This is a genomic window from Brevibacillus nitrificans (assembly GCF_003710965.1).
GTDB classification, from domain to species: domain Bacteria; phylum Bacillota; class Bacilli; order Brevibacillales; family Brevibacillaceae; genus Brevibacillus; species Brevibacillus centrosporus.
This window is the reverse complement of sequence record NZ_RHHU01000011.1, coordinates 73,603-89,623: the sequence shown is the minus strand read 5'-3', so window position 1 is coordinate 89,623 and position 16,021 is coordinate 73,603. Positions and strand designations below refer to the sequence as shown.

General features: G+C 48.3%; 20 protein-coding genes. 8 read left to right on the top strand and 12 right to left on the bottom strand.

Translation table 11 applies throughout. The annotated features are described in order from the left end of the window. Window positions 1–52: 52 nt before the first annotated feature. Both EDM59_RS18430 and EDM59_RS18425 read right to left on the bottom strand, forming a co-directional pair. Complete coding sequence (locus EDM59_RS18430) at window positions 53–580, bottom strand: superoxide dismutase family protein (protein WP_122924962.1); 528 nt, start codon at window positions 578–580, stop codon at window positions 53–55. 280 nt (window positions 581–860) lie between these two features. After that, window positions 861–2,339, bottom strand: coding sequence for an Lsa family ABC-F type ribosomal protection protein (locus tag EDM59_RS18425; protein WP_122924961.1), 1,479 nt, complete (start codon window positions 2,337–2,339; stop codon window positions 861–863). Window positions 2,340–2,830: 491 nt separating this feature from the next. Between EDM59_RS18425 and EDM59_RS18420 the strand changes: the two genes are divergently transcribed. Both EDM59_RS18420 and EDM59_RS18415 read left to right on the top strand, forming a co-directional pair. Further along, a complete protein-coding gene (locus tag EDM59_RS18420) occupies window positions 2,831–3,160 on the top strand; it encodes an antibiotic biosynthesis monooxygenase family protein (RefSeq protein ID WP_122924960.1) in 330 nt (109 codons plus the stop codon). Window positions 3,161–3,364: 204 nt separating this feature from the next. After that, window positions 3,365–3,778 (top strand): YjdF family protein, encoded by a 414-nt coding sequence (locus EDM59_RS18415; protein ID WP_122924959.1) that lies wholly within the window; start codon window positions 3,365–3,367, stop codon window positions 3,776–3,778. A 134-nt stretch (window positions 3,779–3,912) separates the two neighbouring features. Here the strand turns inward: EDM59_RS18415 and EDM59_RS18410 are convergent, their stop codons facing one another. The 8 genes from EDM59_RS18410 to EDM59_RS18375 form a co-directional block, all read right to left on the bottom strand. Next, window positions 3,913–4,455, bottom strand: a complete 543-nt coding sequence (locus EDM59_RS18410; RefSeq protein ID WP_122924958.1) for a histidine phosphatase family protein — start codon at window positions 4,453–4,455, stop codon at window positions 3,913–3,915. Window positions 4,456–4,624: 169 nt separating this feature from the next. Further along, window positions 4,625–5,281: a bacillithiol biosynthesis deacetylase BshB2 gene (gene bshB2, locus EDM59_RS18405; protein WP_092267064.1), complete on the bottom strand. Its 657-nt coding sequence runs from the start codon at window positions 5,279–5,281 to the stop codon at window positions 4,625–4,627. 23 nt (window positions 5,282–5,304) lie between these two features. Next, window positions 5,305–5,649, bottom strand: a complete 345-nt coding sequence (locus EDM59_RS18400) for a YojF family protein (RefSeq protein WP_122924957.1) — start codon at window positions 5,647–5,649, stop codon at window positions 5,305–5,307. Between the two features lie 146 nt (window positions 5,650–5,795). Continuing rightward, complete coding sequence (locus EDM59_RS18395) at window positions 5,796–6,584, bottom strand: class I SAM-dependent methyltransferase (RefSeq protein ID WP_122924956.1); 789 nt, start codon at window positions 6,582–6,584, stop codon at window positions 5,796–5,798. After that, window positions 6,581–7,012, bottom strand: a complete 432-nt coding sequence (locus tag EDM59_RS18390) for a GNAT family N-acetyltransferase (RefSeq protein WP_122924955.1) — start codon at window positions 7,010–7,012, stop codon at window positions 6,581–6,583. Before EDM59_RS18390 ends, EDM59_RS18395 begins: the two co-directional genes overlap by 4 nt. Window positions 7,013–7,177: 165 nt before the next feature. Beyond that, window positions 7,178–7,486 (bottom strand): YciI family protein, encoded by a 309-nt coding sequence (locus EDM59_RS18385; protein ID WP_122924954.1) that lies wholly within the window; start codon window positions 7,484–7,486, stop codon window positions 7,178–7,180. Between the two features lie 96 nt (window positions 7,487–7,582). Then, window positions 7,583–8,149 carry a DUF4256 domain-containing protein gene (locus EDM59_RS18380; RefSeq protein ID WP_122924953.1) on the bottom strand — a complete coding sequence of 189 codons (567 nt, stop codon included), beginning with the start codon at window positions 8,147–8,149 and terminating at the stop codon, window positions 7,583–7,585. Between the two features lie 99 nt (window positions 8,150–8,248). After that, on the bottom strand, window positions 8,249–8,623 hold the full coding sequence (locus EDM59_RS18375) for a MerR family transcriptional regulator (protein WP_122924952.1): 375 nt from the start codon (window positions 8,621–8,623) through the stop codon (window positions 8,249–8,251). Window positions 8,624–8,723: 100 nt separating this feature from the next. On the opposite strand from EDM59_RS18375, the gene EDM59_RS18370 reads away from it, so the two are divergent. Beyond that, window positions 8,724–9,110, top strand: a complete 387-nt coding sequence (locus EDM59_RS18370; RefSeq protein ID WP_122924951.1) for a carboxymuconolactone decarboxylase family protein — start codon at window positions 8,724–8,726, stop codon at window positions 9,108–9,110. 310 nt (window positions 9,111–9,420) lie between these two features. Here the strand turns inward: EDM59_RS18370 and EDM59_RS18365 are convergent, their stop codons facing one another. Then, on the bottom strand, window positions 9,421–10,194 hold the full coding sequence (locus EDM59_RS18365; RefSeq protein WP_122924950.1) for a hypothetical protein: 774 nt from the start codon (window positions 10,192–10,194) through the stop codon (window positions 9,421–9,423). Window positions 10,195–10,595: 401 nt separating this feature from the next. On the opposite strand from EDM59_RS18365, the gene EDM59_RS18360 reads away from it, so the two are divergent. Both EDM59_RS18360 and EDM59_RS18355 read left to right on the top strand, forming a co-directional pair. After that, window positions 10,596–11,264: a helix-turn-helix domain-containing protein gene (locus EDM59_RS18360; RefSeq protein ID WP_122924949.1), complete on the top strand. Its 669-nt coding sequence runs from the start codon at window positions 10,596–10,598 to the stop codon at window positions 11,262–11,264. Beyond that, window positions 11,236–11,718 carry a toxin-antitoxin system TumE family protein gene (locus tag EDM59_RS18355; RefSeq protein ID WP_122924948.1) on the top strand — a complete coding sequence of 161 codons (483 nt, stop codon included), beginning with the start codon at window positions 11,236–11,238 and terminating at the stop codon, window positions 11,716–11,718. Before EDM59_RS18360 ends, EDM59_RS18355 begins: the two co-directional genes overlap by 29 nt. 179 nt (window positions 11,719–11,897) lie before the next feature. Here the strand turns inward: EDM59_RS18355 and rlmD are convergent, their stop codons facing one another. Continuing rightward, a complete protein-coding gene (rlmD, locus tag EDM59_RS18350; RefSeq protein ID WP_122924947.1) occupies window positions 11,898–13,280 on the bottom strand; it encodes a 23S rRNA (uracil(1939)-C(5))-methyltransferase RlmD in 1,383 nt (460 codons plus the stop codon). A gap of 162 nt (window positions 13,281–13,442) precedes the next feature. Between rlmD and EDM59_RS18345 the strand changes: the two genes are divergently transcribed. The 3 genes from EDM59_RS18345 (at window position 13,443) to yhfH (ending at window position 15,915) form a co-directional block, all read left to right on the top strand. Further along, a complete protein-coding gene (locus tag EDM59_RS18345; RefSeq protein ID WP_092267054.1) occupies window positions 13,443–13,784 on the top strand; it encodes a hypothetical protein in 342 nt (113 codons plus the stop codon). 538 nt (window positions 13,785–14,322) lie between these two features. Next, window positions 14,323–15,570, top strand: coding sequence for a threonine ammonia-lyase IlvA (gene ilvA, locus EDM59_RS18340; protein WP_122925206.1), 1,248 nt, complete (start codon window positions 14,323–14,325; stop codon window positions 15,568–15,570). A gap of 183 nt (window positions 15,571–15,753) precedes the next feature. Next, a complete protein-coding gene (gene yhfH / locus EDM59_RS18335) occupies window positions 15,754–15,915 on the top strand; it encodes a protein YhfH (RefSeq protein ID WP_092267053.1) in 162 nt (53 codons plus the stop codon). Window positions 15,916–16,021: the final 106 nt, after the last annotated feature.

Below are 16,021 nucleotides of genomic sequence, written 5' to 3'. Positions count from 1 at the left end.
GCATTTTCCGATCAAGCAAAAGAGCGAGTGCAAGTGCAAATAGCCGGCGGAGCTACCCCGCGGCCTGGATAAGACCGCAAGCCAAGCGTTTGCCAGAGTTGCCAGCTGGCTGTGTGCGGAAGTCGTCGGGGTTTTGATGGATAATGACCGTCCTGCCGATGATGTCCGCTACCCGAAACTTGTTTGTGAAAAAGCTCATACGCGCGTAGCCGTCATTGGAAAAGAGAGAGGGAAAATCTCCGGCGTGATTGCCATGGGGCTGATCGGTTGGGTTCCAATGAGAGCCGGCGGATTGAAACGGATCTTGGGGATCGCCGACGGCACAGGAGCTGTTTTCGTGTAAATGAAAGCCAAAGGGACCGATAGGCGGGTGGTCGCCGCTCGCAGGTCGATAAGCTGGAAGACCGTTAACCTCTACAAAAACCTCGGTGCCGTAGGGGACATCCAAAAAAGCAATATAGCCGTGTAGATTCGGAGCCAAAGGACCGCCCTGGATTTCCGCAATGGCCTTTGTAGGCGTGTAGACGTGCTGAGAGGAAACCGTTTGGGGAAAGTATCCGTACGGTTGATACCAATTCATGGGAAATGTCAGCCTCACTATCTGGATTTTTCTAGTGTAGCATATGTCATAGATAGGCGCTGGGTTCCGGTTCCTTTTCAGGGGGGAGGGAGTGTACAGGATATATCACGGAAAGCGGACGAATTAAGGTCAGCGAGGAAACACCACTTTCCCTTTCTCTCTTTTCCGAATCTCACCCTAGTAAAGAGCCGAAATGCCTGGCAGAGTCTGCGAAAAAAAACCACGAACCGTCGAGAGACATCAAGACGGTTCGTGGTTTGGTGCAAGCTGTCTTATTCGGTTACAGCTCAACGATTTTGGTAGCGATGTTTTTGCAGAACGCGCTGTCATGCTCCACAAACAAGATCGTGGGGGAGTATTCGAGCAGCAGCTCTTCGATTTGCATGCGGGAGATCACGTCGATGAAGTTGAGCGGTTCATCCCACACATGGAGATGCGCCTGTTCGCAAAGGCTTTTGGCAATCAGCACCTTTTTCTTCTGTCCACCGCTGAAAGCAGCGATGTCCTTTTCAAATTGAACGCGAGAGAAGTCGAGCTTGCGCAAAATCGCCTTGAACAGACTTTCATCGATGCTATTCTCTTTTGCAAAGGAGGTCAGGTTGCCGCGCAGGTGAGCCGTGTCCTGCGAGACGTAGGAGATTTTCAGCTGACTAGGCTTGCGGAAGGTTCCGGTGTGCGAGATGCTTTCGCCACAAATCAGCTTCAGGAGGCTCGACTTCCCTGAACCGTTTTTTCCGGAAAGGGCAATGCGATCGCCCTGCTCGATGGAAAAGCTGATATCTTCACATACGGTCTTCTCGCCATAGAAGAGGGAGACATCGTCCAGCTCAACGAGGCGGCTTGTATGAAAGCTCAGCTGAGTAAGCTTGAGCTTGTCGGAGCTTTCCACATTTTTGAGGAGCTTCGCCTTCTCGTCCATGGCGGATTGCTGCCTGGACTCGATGGACTTCGACCGCTTCATCATCTTGGCTGCTTTGTGACCTACATAGCCTTTATCCAGCTTGGAGCCGGAATTTGTGGTCCCGTTCTTCGTTTTTTCCACCTTATCGGACCAGTCCGAGGTGCGTTTGGCAGCAGCGGACAAGCGATTGATGTCCTTTTTGAGCTTTTCGTTCTCGGCTAGCTCATAGCTGTCCTGCAGCTCCTTGTTATGCCACCAGGAGGAGAAGTTGCCTTTTTGGATGTCGATGTTGGTCCTGTTGATGGACAGGATATGGTCGACGCAGTTATCCAAAAAGGCTCGGTCGTGAGAGACCAGGATAAAGCCGTGCTTGGAGCGGAGATAGTCACTGACGATTTTTCGTGCGTGCCGGTCCAAATGGTTGGTCGGCTCGTCAATCAGCAGAAAGCTGTTTTCTTTCAGGAACAATGCGGCCAGCATCACTTTAGTCTGCTCTCCGTTCGACAACGTGTCAAAGGGGCGGTAAAGAACATCCTCGGATACCTGGAGCAGGGACAGCTCGCGCATGACTTCCCACTCGAGGGCATCGGGGCAAATACTGGCGAAGACTTCCGTGGTGTTGTCCTCTTTGTTGGCGATCTGGAAAGGAAAGTATTCGAAGGCGACCTTTGCAGAGATGCTGCCGCTGTAATCGTATTTGCCAAGCAGCAGGTTGAGGAATGTGGTTTTCCCCCGCCCATTTCTCCCCGTGAAGCCTAATTTCCAGTCGGTATCGACCTGAAAGCTCACATTTTCAAAGATGTTATCGTAACTGCCGTCATAGGCAAAAGTCAGGTTTGCAACGTTTATTAAAGACATACATGATCCTCCTGTATATAGAAAATGAGCTGCAAGAAAGTACATTCTCACAGCTCATACATACAGCAAAGCCAAGCCCAAAGAAGGCATGACGAGGATATATGGTCTGAGTGAAAAGAATGGATCTTTCTTGCTCGCACAAGCACAACAAAACAAGAGGCATCTTCTGCCCGTTTGATTTGGTTATGCTTCGTTTCATTAGCAAGAAAGATTATCCATCTTTTCATCTCCAGTCGTTATGTTTGTATTTACAATAGCACATTCAGTTTTAAGTTTCAACACGGGGTGAGATGTGTCAAAAAAATGGACGTTTGGTCAAAATAACGGGAAAAAGGATGCGAGTGAGGGAAAAAACTCTGGACGTAATCGATGCTCAGATTTATTCTATACCTAGAGAACGCTCCGGATGGGGTGTTCTTTTTTTGTTGTTATACTACGCCCAATCCTTGATTCATAAACTGCTACATGGCGAGAAGGAGGAGGGAGCCTCTATGTTTGCACGGATGGTCTTTTTCAAGCTGGAGCCAGGAAGCCGAGAAGCTGCAGAGAAGGTTGTCCAGGAGCTGAATGTCATATCCCGTACGCAAAAAGGCTTTCGCGGGAATTCCTATTTCTTTGAAGATCACGAGGGAGAGTACGCTGCCCTGAACTACTGGGAGTCGAAGAAAGACGCCGAGTCGGCAAACGCGATCATGTTTCCGCATTTTTGCGAGGCGGTCAAAGGGATCGTGAAGGAGGAGCCGCGCCTGCGCATATTCGAGGTGTACGATCCGTTGGAGAAAGTGCCGCTCGATACGTCAGTGGGCCTCTTCGATTATTGAACAGTCATGCGTTTATGGAAAGAAAAGGGAACGGGTGCTACAATAAAGGCGTAAATCCAATCGATTCAAGCGAGTGCGAAAAAACACAGTCCGGTTGGTAGTCCGGGCGCATGGCCATGAGGATCCGCACATGTCCGTATCAGTAACCTTCCCCCCTCGGGATGTCCGTCGCTCTCGTCATTTTTCAGAGGGGGAGTTTTTGGTATGAAGCTGACTGTATTCTACGACGGTCAATTTTGGGTAGGAGTAGTAGAGCAGTACGTTCAAGGAAAAGTGAAAGCTGGCAAGCATTTGTTTGGGGCAGAGCCGAAAGATCAGGAGGTTCTGGAGTTTGTCTGGAAACAGCTGGATCAACTGACAGAAGGCTTATCCCAAAGTGTGGAGTCAGGGTATGGCATTTCGGAGCGGCGGATTAATCCAAAACGTCTTGCCAGGCAAGTCTCACGCGAAATGGAGCAAAGAGGTGTTTCCTCTTACGCTCAGGAAGCGTTGCGGCTGGAGTATGAAAAGCGGAAGAAAGAGAAGCAGGTCGATTCCCGTCAGCAAAAGGAAGAGCTGAAGGAGCGCAAGCGAGAGCTCAAGGTGCAAAAGGCGAAAGCCAAGCACCGGGGGAAATAGCGTTTTGCTAAGCAAGAAAACACGAGAAGCCTGATCACGATGGAAAAAGTCGTGACCAGGCTCTTTTCGTGAGGTGGAGAGCAGCGGTAGTAAGTCTAACTCGCCAAATAGGACCTCAGATTCAGGGCCGAGCCTCATTCCCGCCAAATCCGCTCGATGGCCGGCTGTTCACCCGCAAAAGAAAGGTGGTACACATCGGGATTGGAGAGGGACTCCCATTCTGGAAATCCGATCCGTGAGTCAAAATGCTTCAGCAGCAAGGAGATGAGATTGCCGTGCGACACGATGACGGTATGGGTCTGCTCGCTTTCGAGGACTTCTCTTACTACCGAAGAAGCTCGCTCCATCGCGCCACGGCTGGATTCGCCGCCTTCGTAGCACAAGTCCAAATCGTCATACGTTTGCCGCAGCATTTCGCGCCAGTTCGGATGATTTTGTCCAGTCAGGACTCTTTCTGTCAGTTTCTCGTCCGTCTCGATCTTCAAGCCGAGCTTTTCAGCCAGCGGGGAAACCGTGCGATACGCTCTTTCAAAGGGGCTGGAAAGGATGGAATCAACCGCTGTTTCAGCGAAAAAGGAGGCGAGCTGCACGGCTTGCTGCTGCCCACGTTCTGTTAAGGGGGCATCGGGTTCTTGTCCCGTCGCCTGGCAATGACGAACGATATAAATATGCTTCATGAAGGGCGTGCTCCTTTTTTCGGGTTGTCGTACTCAATACAGAAAAGAAGCCTCTTGAAAGGCTTGAAGCTTGGATCACCCAGTCAGGAGGGAAGTACCAAACAAAATCTTTCAAAAGGCTTCTCGTAGGTTCTGTCATTTCGTTCAAAATATCTGCGCGATGAATCGATTAATCGAATGGATAAATCCAGAAGCGCTCTGTGCCAAAACGGTCAACAATTTCTTTGGAGGTGTAATCCACTTCGTCGAGCAGCTCAGCTACTTGGAACTGGGAGCGGTGTGCGAGAATGGATTGAACCTTTTGAGGCAAAAACTCTCTTACATCGTTAAAGACGTTCGGTTGACCGATGCCTTCCTCCAGATTTTTGGCAAAGGCCAAGCAGTAAACAGGAGGTCTTTGTTCTTTTGGAATTCTGCCAACCGTGCGAACGACAGCAGCTCCCGTCGCATCATGGTCGGGGTGAACACTATAGCCCGGGTAGAAGGTGAAGATCAAGGAAGGATTTACTTCCTTAATAATGGCATCGATCCGCGAGTCCAAAAGGTCTTGATCCTCGAATTCAATCGTCTTGTCATGGAATCCGAGCATGCGCAGATCCTGAATGCCGATAGCGTCGCAGGAATCCTGCAGCTCTTTCTTGCGGATGGACGGAAGCGTGATCCGCGAGGCAATAATGGGATTGCCCATATTACGGCCCATCTCACCTAAGGTCAGGCAGGCATACGTCACTTGCGACCCATTTTTGATATGCTTGGCTAATGTTCCGGACAAACCGAACGCTTCGTCATCCGGATGAGGCAACACCACAAGAATATGTCGTTCCATAGAATGTTTCATCTCCTCTTCCTTTAGAAGGGCTGACGGCTTAATTGCAACGATACGACCAGCTTGCCTTGACTGTCATGCCCCGCCATGATCAATCTCTCTGCTTCGCTCTCTTCAAAATGAGTCAAGCCTTCGGAGTAGATCCAGCCTTGCTCCATTTTCAAACCTACTCGAAATGGGCCATTGCCAGAGATCGAGCCGTGCGAAAAGCGAATGATCGCGTTCGTGATGAAGTTTGCTGCAGGATGCTTGGAGCTATCAAAATGGGCGGCATACGCTCCCGTCGTCATTTCTAGGTGGATGTACAGATCCTGATCCTTCAGATTGTCTATTCTTCGCTGTACTTCCGTTGGAATGATAAGCTGCATCATGGTGCCCCCTATCTTTAATTATGGAACAGCGGTCTTACATTCCCTTACATTAGAAAACCTCTTCTCCGATGTCAAGATAGAACGAGGGCAGAAGTGTGGAAAAGAGCAACATTCGATTAAGATCGCAAGGAGGCGAAGTCATTTCAAACAGTAACTTTTACATAATAGCGATCAAATGTGATAGGAAGCCCCTTGTTCGTAGCCTTACGTTCAAAGATTTGTGTAACTTCGCTTAGGCAGAGGCTGGTGACCCACTCGAAAAGGAGAGGTGTTTGCCCGAAGCAGCTCATGCGAATGACATCGAGTGGCTCGTGCAAGTATTCGATGCTGCTCACTTTGCGAAGCTCTGCGTGACCCAAGCCCCCTTGTTCCAGTCTTTGAAGGAGGTTCTCTAGTACAGGGGTTCCTGATGGCAGCGGTTCAAACAGACCGGGAAACCATTCGGACAGCTCAGTCGAAAGCTTGTCGCCGGGATGCAGTCCCAGAATCATCCCACCCTCTTTCACGACTCTTTTCACATCGAGATAAGCGGAAGTAGGACCTCTGCGAGTATAGGCGACATCAAACTCTCCCCGTTCGAAAGGCAGTCCTGCTTTCGTATTGGCAGTAACGAAACGCACATTTGCAGGGTAGGGAGGAATGCCTGAATGGATGAAATCACAGGTGACATCCAAGCCTGTAATCTGCTTGACGAGAGGGCTCCAGCTCCTGGTAAACGCACCGTGTCCACATCCGATATCCAGTACGTTTTTGTCTCGTACTACCTGCTCTATTTCGGCGGCAAACAACGTTTCTCCATTCGGCTCCTCGAGCGTAGAGTGCCACGGATATGCGAACTGACCGGCCAGTCTTCCGAGCTGCGCGTACCATTCGATGGAGTGCGGTCGGAGCCAATCGGGATGGAGGCGAGGATCTGGCAAATTTCGATTCATAAAGAGGCAGCCTCCTCCATCACTAGGAACATCCCTGTCATGCCAGGGGAATGATCCATAAAACCAAACCGCTGATAAAACTCTTCTTTTCCATGTGCTGCGAAAAGCCCAACAAACGCTGGCCCCGCGCAGGTTTTCTGGATGTAGGCGAGCAGCTTGTCCGTGATTTGCTTGCCGATTCCTTTTCCTTGGTATTTAGGGAGGACAGCTACGTCTTGAATATAGAAATACATCGCCCCATCGCCGACGATCCGTCCCATTCCAACCGCGTTTCCTTCGCTTTGGACAACGAGACAGTAGAGTGAGTTGGCAAGAGACTTTTCAGCCATCTCTGCATGGTACTTCCCCCATCCAACTGCCTCCCATAGCAGCTGATGCTCCTTTGGGGTTGGGGGACGCTCGACGATTTCAATTGGTTTGTTTGCCATTTCTCGAAAACCTCTTTCGCTTGGAGGATACAGATCCCGAGATAACCCGGATGAGAAAAAGACTCGCCCTTGCAGTCAATGATACAAGGACAAGTCTTCGGTGAGGGCTAGACGACTACGGGTTGAGCAGCTGAATCAACGGCGGGTCAAAGCTGTCATTTTTGACTATGACCCAAGCAAGGCCACATGGAATGGAAACAGCTCTGCTGTCATGACTCCGCCTACCACTGCAGGGTCATTTCTCATGATTTCGCGGGCTGCCTCTTCCGTTGCTGCCTGGAAGACAACGATGCCGAAGGTTGTTTCATCTACTGGCGAGGTTCTGCCTGCCATGATTAGTACACCTTGCTTTTGATAGTCTTGCAGATAGCGAAAATGCGTCCCTACAATATTTCGCGCTTCCTCCGTCCAGTTTTCCTCGTGATGATAGGTAGGGACTAATCGAAGTACGTAAATGAATGGTTGCAGATCCATGGAAGTTCCCCGCTTTTCAAGAGTGTCTATTGTTATGGTGAGCTGCATGTAAAGCAAAGCACGCCTGACTGATGAGGGAGAGGAATCGAAAAATACCTAGACCCTCAGCAAGCCGCGGAACCCTCTTGCAGCATAGTAAGACTCTGCACCATTGTGGTACACGAAAACAGTGTCATAGCGACGATCGCAAAAGAGGGCACCGCCGAGCTTGCGAATACGATCTGGGGTCATGACCCAGCTCGAGGTTTTCAAATCGAAGTTTCCCAGCTTCTGCAGCTCCCGGTACTGTTCTTCGGTTAAAAGCTCGATGCCCATGGCAGCTGCCATTTCAACCGCACTCGTTTGTGGTTTATGCTCTTTCCGTGATTCCAGCGCTTCATGGTCGTAACAAATACTTCTGCGTCCTTTGGGGCTATCCGCTGAGCAATCGTAAAAAGCGTATTCACCTGTCGTCGCATCATGTTCAACAACATCCGGTTCGCCGCCAGTTCTCTCCATTTCATGGAGCGACCACAGCTTGTCCGGATGAGCTTCGAGCTTTGCTTGTACGCTTGCCCACTCAAGCCCTTGATGGCGGTTCATGTTCTTCTCAAAACGGGTTTTCAAGGTTTGGAGTAGTTCTTGGCTTTGTTCCGGTGACAGCTCCTTGCTATGATTGGCCATTTCAAATCGTCCCCCTCAAAATAGGCTACTCTCGATTCATATTCAAATCATAAATATCTGTCGGTCACGGAGCGGTAGGAGTGAACTTGTAAGGAAGGCTCAAATGTCTTCTTCCTCTAACGCCTTATAGTGGGCGATTTTATGCTCGATTTTGAGCAAATTCTCTTTTAGATCTGTTATTTGTTTCGTTACTTTATTTTGATGCCGTTCTAACAATGTCCTCCTTTCCTTGATAGTAGCTTTTCCTTGACTCCGTAAGTCGGAAAACTGTTTCATTTCGCTGATGGGCATTCTCGTTTCCCGTAATCGGATTAAAAAATCGATCCATAGCAGATCAGACTCCCCGTACTTACGGTAGCCGGATTCATTGCGCGCTACGCCGTCCAGTAAACCAATCTTCTCATAGTAACGCAAAGTATGGGCGGTTAGTCCGGTTATTTGCGAAATTTGCTGAATAGTAAATTGTTTGCTCATGAGACTGATTATAACAGAAAAAGCATTGCTTTAGAGTGCGCTCGAACGTGTAGCATGACATCAGAATCGATTTTGATCACTTACTTACAGGAGGCTAAACATGACTACAGAGCGCTATCAACGTGGGTGGGAAAAGCTAATGGAAATTGACGGGGAAGGCGGGGAGAAGGTGATAGAGTCATTGCAGGACATTGCTCCTGACGTTGGCAGGTATATTGTTGAATTTGCTTTTGGAGACATTTATTCCAGAGACGGCTTGGATCTCAAGCAAAGGCAGCTTGTTACACTCGCTTCCTTAACCACACAAGGCGGATGCGAACCACAGCTACAGGTTCATATGAATGCTGCTCTTAATGTGGGGCTCTCCCCTCAGGAGATCATGGAAGCGATCACGCATTGCATTCCCTACACAGGCTTTTCACGCGTACTGAATGCTATTTTTGTAGCGAAACGTGTTTTCCAAGAACGAAAAGAATTAAGGAGGTAAAGCCTACTGTTCCTGTTACTAAAGGACAAAAAATGGCGTTGGAGGAGATGAGCGGCTTTACCAACTTTTTTCTCGGGCAATTCTGAAGAGGTAAGACACATCATATCCGTGTTACATGAATCACGACAGCATGAAAAAAGAGGGGGATCGCCCCTCTTTACTTATATCCGCCAATAGATCTCCACTGATTGTCTTTTCTAACCAATAGCGACACCGCCTTCACGCTCGCCAGCTAGGACTTCGCCTGCTGTTTGGCAATATCCTTCCTTCGCCAGCATGGACGGATTACAGAGTTGTTACCTTACCCTTGTCAGGATGTGGTGAAGAGAGATTCAACAGCTAGGGATGGAAACCCTGCCCGGCTCCATAGCCATAGTGGAGTATGGACGTCAATGGGAGCCAAACCACTGCCTTTCAGTGCTTTTTCCCATGCTTCCGCAACCAGCTTCCTATCGTCCGTAGTTCCATTCAGCACATCCGAAGTGCATAACCCTAATTTCACTGTAGCCTTCATAATGTGTGTATCAGGAGCGACGGTAATCAACTCACGGGATTGCCACTTCACCCCTGTATAGGTCTCCATGACGTACAGCCAGTAATTAAAAATTTTCGGTCCGGATAAATACGGAAATTCGGATTTGCGCGTTGTCTGCATCATGCTCTTTAAGCAGGCAATATCGTAGTGAGCAGATTCCATCAATCCCGCAACGTCACCCTTCGATGAAGAGCGAGCAATCCCCGATGAGACGGATTTCCAGATTTCTGGATGGCGATTAGGCTGCAAGGCGACGCGATACTCAAGCAAAGCCAATCGCAGGTCATCTATACTGCTTTTTGCTACGACAAGCGGTGTAAATATCCAGCGGGTACTCTCATCCGTATAGGCAGCCGCGATGGATTGCCAGAGCGTGTATGAATTTCTTTGGTAATTTAAAGCCATACCCAGTGTCAACACGTTTGGCAATTCGCTCTCAGGAACAATCCCAATGAGAGCGTCCTCCGGCATGATTTCTCCGCCAAGCAGGCCCTCGCCATGCATTTCGATTAATCGCTTTACGTTATCTAGAAAGGAGTTGTCCGACATTTTTTCCTCCATGAAAGATCCATGACTGATTAATACCATATCCAATTAGGGAATAAGTGGTCTTAATAGTTACATAAATTTCCTATTCTTTTTTCGGGATAGTTTTGATTATAAAGGACTTATTGTTTTTTTAAAGACAATTATTATTGTTCTGGCATTAAATGTGGTCAAACAACTTTTTAGCATGTAAAGGGACTAACATAAACAATTCTTCTAAATTTCTCAATACCTTATATCATTGATTTAACAAAATAGTACAAGTATACTTTGGATTCTTTGAATAATTGCATACTAAGTTGCACATAATTGCTTATGTAGTACTTTTTTGCCTTGTGCTTTCAGATTAGTTTCAGTTATGTTGATAATTAGTTTAAATTGCTATATAATGGAGGTGTGAGGTGATGATCATGCCAGTAACCGTAATGGATAAACTTCAATTTAATGAGAAGAAAGGAGCATTTATTGAAAAAATAATTGATACTGATTTTCTTACCAGCGCTCTTTTTTTTAAGTATCTAATCCACTCTTTAAAAAATACAGAACCAATGATTCGTGATTGGGACGAAGTGATCTTTGAAGATAAGGACCTATTTACTCGCCATTTTCTAATGCTTATTGATCACATGGAATCAGAGGTTAACTCAAAAGAAAAAAACAAGATTACAGAAATTTACACTACTTCTGACCTGGCCAAATTCATTGGAGTTAGCCAACAAACAATTAATAAATGGATTAACTTAGGAAGGATCAAAGGGGTTAACCGTGAGGGGAGAGAGCATGCTAGAATTCCGGATGACGCAGAAGTAATTTACCCCAATGGAGTTAGAATTTTAGTTAGTGAGCTAAAAGAAAACTGGGAGAAAGAAAATGAAGAACCCGTAACGGATGAAATAACGTATTTGCGCTACTGTATAGATGAGTTTAGAAAACAATACGGTGGACCATTCGAAGAAACATTGGGGAAGAAAACATTACTAGAGTTGACATCTGATGAAGAAACCGATGCTTCCGTTTGGAAATCATATCTTAAGAGGTTAAACGATGCGGAAGCTAACTATCCCGATTCCTAGAACAACATTTTCAAACCTTCAAAGGATGTTTCCAAATTTATTTCTAGACGTGCGTGAAATTCCAGGTTCAGAAAAAAATCCACGCGGTGGCCGGGAGAAGAATGCAGAAATCCTTTTTGTAGATAATTCCAAATTAAAGTGCAAGGAGACCTATGATCCCGACTCACCAATCAAAGAAATATATGAATATTTTTATGATTGGTATAATGAGGATGGTATTTTACTGAAAAAGTTCCATGCACATTATCATCCGAATGGTACACCAGCAGAAATAACAAAATATGACCCTTGGCATGTTCATATAAAGATGAATTTTGCCGATCAACATGGCGATAATAGAAGGGGCGTTGAACCAGGTAGAACAATATTAGATGTATTGGAAGAATTTGAGGGGTATATTTCGATTAGAAAATTCGATAAAAGGAAATCTGAAGCTGACAAAACCATCAAATAACCGGGACGGCTTGTCATATTTACTAGTACAGAACTTTTATTCAGATATTTATTGTAAGATAGGATGTAATTCACTATTTAAGTCAATGTCTGATTTAAGTAAGAAGAATCTTCATGCAATGAGTAAAAGAGGTGGTTAAACCCCAGAAGCATCAAGAGGTTTAGCCACCTTCCTATTTTCTATTTCTTTACCAACAAACTCACAGCCTCCACATGACTCGTATGCGGAAACATATCAACCGGCTGCACGCTCACCAGCTTGTACTTCGCCTGCAGCTTGGCAATATCCTTCGCCAGCGTGGACGGATTACAGGACACGTACACGATGCGCGCAGGCGTCACATCCAGGAGGGAGCGAATCAGAGCATTGTCCAGCCCGGTCCGAGGCGGATCGACCACGACGACATCGGGGCGCACGCCCTGCTTGGCCCATTTCGGCATCAGCTGCTCGGCGCGACCTACGTGGAAGCTGGCGTTGTCGATCTGGTTGTGCTCCGCATTACGCTTGGCATCTTCCACAGCTTCGGGAATCAGCTCGATCCCCCGGACCTCACGAGCATATGGCGCCAGCCACAGTCCGATCGTCCCGGTGCCGCAGTACAAATCCAGCACGAGCTCTTTTCCGGTGAGCTGTGCCGCATTCTTTACCTGATCGTACAGCTTTTTCGTCTGCTCGGGATTGAGCTGGAAAAAGGCGCGTGCAGACAAAGCAAAGGACAGGTCCCCCAGTTTTTCCGCGATCGTCGGCTTGCCCCAGAGCGAGATGGTTTTGTCTCCAAAGACGAGCGAGGTCTTTTGCGCATTCACATTTTGCGTGATGCCGACAAGCTGAGGAAGGCGTGTGCGCAGCTCCAGGATCAGTTCTTTGACGCGAGGAATGTCTGGCGTGGCAGTGACGAGCGTCAGCTGCGTCTCGCCTGTTCCAAAGGCGACGCGTGCCACGATGGTGCGGATGACGCCTGTCCGCTTCCGTTCATCGTAGACCGGAATGCCGAGCTCCTCGAGAATTTGCTTGGCTGCCTGTACGATCTGGCTGGTCGCATCGTGCTGCACCTGACAGCCCTCCAGATTCACTAGGTTATGGCTGCCTGTCTGATACAGTCCTGCGATGAGCTTTCCGTCCTGCTTGCCCACCTGAAACTGTGCCTTGTTTCGGTAGCCCCACGGATTGTCCATGCCGATGGTGTCAGCGACGGGTGGATTGTCCAACCGCGCGTATTTGCGCAGCGATTCGATGACGATCTCTTTCTTGCTTGCGAGCTGCGCCTGATAGTCCATGTGCTGCAGGCTGCAGCCGCCGCATTCTTCGTAGACGGGACAGGGTGGGACGGTCCGCGACTTGGATTTCTCCACGACCCGCAGTAGGCGAGCGAGCGCATATTTCTCTTTGACCTCGGTCACTTGCGCATGTACGACTTCCCCTGGCAATGCTTTATCGACAAACACGATTTTACGTTTGAAATAGCCGATCCCTTCGCCGTTGATGCCCAGACTTTTGATGGTGAGGGTCATCTGCTGGCCGACGCGGATGCTGGCATCTTGTTCCTTTTGATACGGTTTCATTAGTTACCGGTTCTCCTCAATCATTGGATTGTTCCCTTATTATAGAGTATATTGATCGAGTATGCATGGGGGAGGCATTCCTCACAGATAATGGCAACTTCCTCCCAAGGCATGTTTTTGTTATAATAATGCGGAGAATTCATGAGGGAGTTGTGGCGCTAGATGCAAGAGCTATTTGAAAAAATGAAAGAATATCTCAATATGGATACCGAGATTTCCTTTGACGAGTTTGACGGATACTATAAAAAAGTGGTTGCGTTCCTAAACGACAGCTGGCAAGACTTGAACGAAGACGACACGATGCACATGCTGTTCGTCCTCGATAACCTCAAGTCCAACGGGGAAGATCGTGCGAAGCGCAAAACGAAGGAAGCGAAAAAATACGCGAAAATGGCACAGCGCACCGAGATTTGGGCAAATGCGCTGATCGGCCGTCTGCGTGAAGCTGGCTTGAACGACGAAGAGATCGGCAAGCGTTATGAAGCGATCTACGAAGCTGTGTAAGAGTCGAAAGAAAAGGTCAAGAGGATGTAGCTGTCTTAGGCAGCTGCATCCTTTTTTCGTACCTAGAAAGCGGCTTTTTCTGACTGCGCGCTCAGCACAATCTCTTTGACAAGCGTTCCTTTTAACATTTATAATGTGAAAAAATTTGAATTAGTTTGTACGATTGCGTTGATAAGGAAGAGTAGGAGCAGTGAGCAGCGTTCAGAGAGCCGTCCCCCGCGCTGAAAGGATGGTCGCCAGCATGCATTCGAAAATCACCTTGGAGCGGTGTTCTCGAAAAAGAGGGTTGCCCCTTTTGAGTAAAGAACAACGGATTCGTCCACGTTACCGGACGGGAGTTCCTCGATTGAACTTCCTTAAGTCTGTTTTTCGTGAGGAAAGCAGAATTGCTGAGTGGTACCGCGACGCTCTCGCCTCAGCCAGCCATGCGTGAATAACGCTGCTGGCAGGGCGGGGGCTTTTTTCGTTTCCAATCCTTTCCTACAGGATAGATACCAATGAACGGTCAGAGAGGAGTTTTATCGATATGCCAAAAACCATGCAGACAGTCAGAGTAGAAGATGTGGTAGTAGCCAATCATGCGTTAAAAGACGTGGTAGAAAAAACGCCCTTGCAAAAGAGCAAGCAGCTTTCCGAACGCTATGGCTGCAATGTCTATTTGAAACGGGAAGATTTGCAGGTGGTCCGGTCCTTTAAAATTCGGGGCGCGTACCATTTCATCCGCAGCCTGTCGGAAGAGTCGCGGGCGAGAGGAGTCGTGTGCGCCAGCGCCGGGAACCATGCACAAGGAGTGGCTTACTCGTGTCAGGACCTGAAAATCCAAGGCACGATCTTCATGCCGACGACGACACCGCGCCAAAAAGTGTCGCAAGTGAAGCTGTTCGGTGGCGAGTACGTGGAAGTGGTACTGGTCGGGGATACATTTGACGATTCGTTTGCAGAGGCGATGAAGTACTGCTTGCAGGAGGAGCGTACCTTCGTGCATCCGTTCGACGATCCGCTGGTGGTGGCTGGACAGGGAACGGTCGGGCTGGAAATTTTGAACGACATGGAAGAGCCAGCAGATTTCGTCATCGCGGGGATTGGCGGGGGCGGTTTGGTAGCAGGGATCGGCAGCTACGTAAAAGGAGTCAGCCCTTCTACGAAGATTATCGGGGTAGAGCCAGCGGGAGCGCCGTCCATGAAAGCCGCTCTGGACAAAGGGGACGTCGTCACGCTGGATGAGATCGACAAGTTCGTGGATGGAGCAGCAGTGAAACAGGTAGGACAGCTCACCATGTCGATTTGCCAAAGTGTATTGGACGACATCGTGCTCGTGCCGGAAGGAAAAGTGTGCACGACGATCCTGGAGCTGTACAACAGCAGTGCGATTGTGGTCGAGCCTGCTGGTGCTTTGTCCATCGCAGCCCTCGATTTGTACCGGGATCAGATCGCCGGGAAAAATGTGGTGTGCGTCATCAGCGGAGGAAACAACGACATTGACCGAATGCAGGAAATCAAGGAGCGCTCCTTGCTGCATGAAGGCTTGAAGCACTACTTTGTCCTCAACTTCGCACAGCGGGCTGGGGCACTGCGCGAGTTCATGGAAAAGGTGCTAGGACCACACGACGACATCACCCGCTTTGAGTACACCAAAAAGAACAACAAGGAAAACGGACCGGCCTTGGTAGGAATTGAGCTGAAGTGCAAGGAAGACTACGAGCCACTCGTGGCACGCATGAAGCTGCACGGCATCGGCTACGTGGAAATCACCAACGATCCATATCTGTTTCATCTGTTGATTTAAGGCGGTTGTGTTACAACAGATTAAGAAAATGCAAAAATGTATGAATACAGCGAAAATGAGAGCAAACAGCAGAAAACAGGAGCGAGAAAAAGATAATACGGCGTAATGTATTATAACAAGCTTTTATAAAACAGACTCTGTTGTAATACAATACAGATAACAACACAACAGGGGGTTTTATCGATGACGCCAATCACTTCTTTTTTCCGCAACCTGGAGGCAAAATGCTGTGCTGCTTGCGGTGAAACCATTCACGAGCAGGCAGAATCCTACGCAAACGAATGCTCCACTTGCCAGGAGAAAATGAGCTACGACGCTTACAAGTACTATCACCAAAAGAAATAATGCGAACAGTCGATAGGTGAGGTGTACCACATGGTGAAATGCCAGGGTACGCCTTTTTTGTTTGCCTGAAATGAGAACAGAAGGAATAGCAGGGAACTTCCAGAAT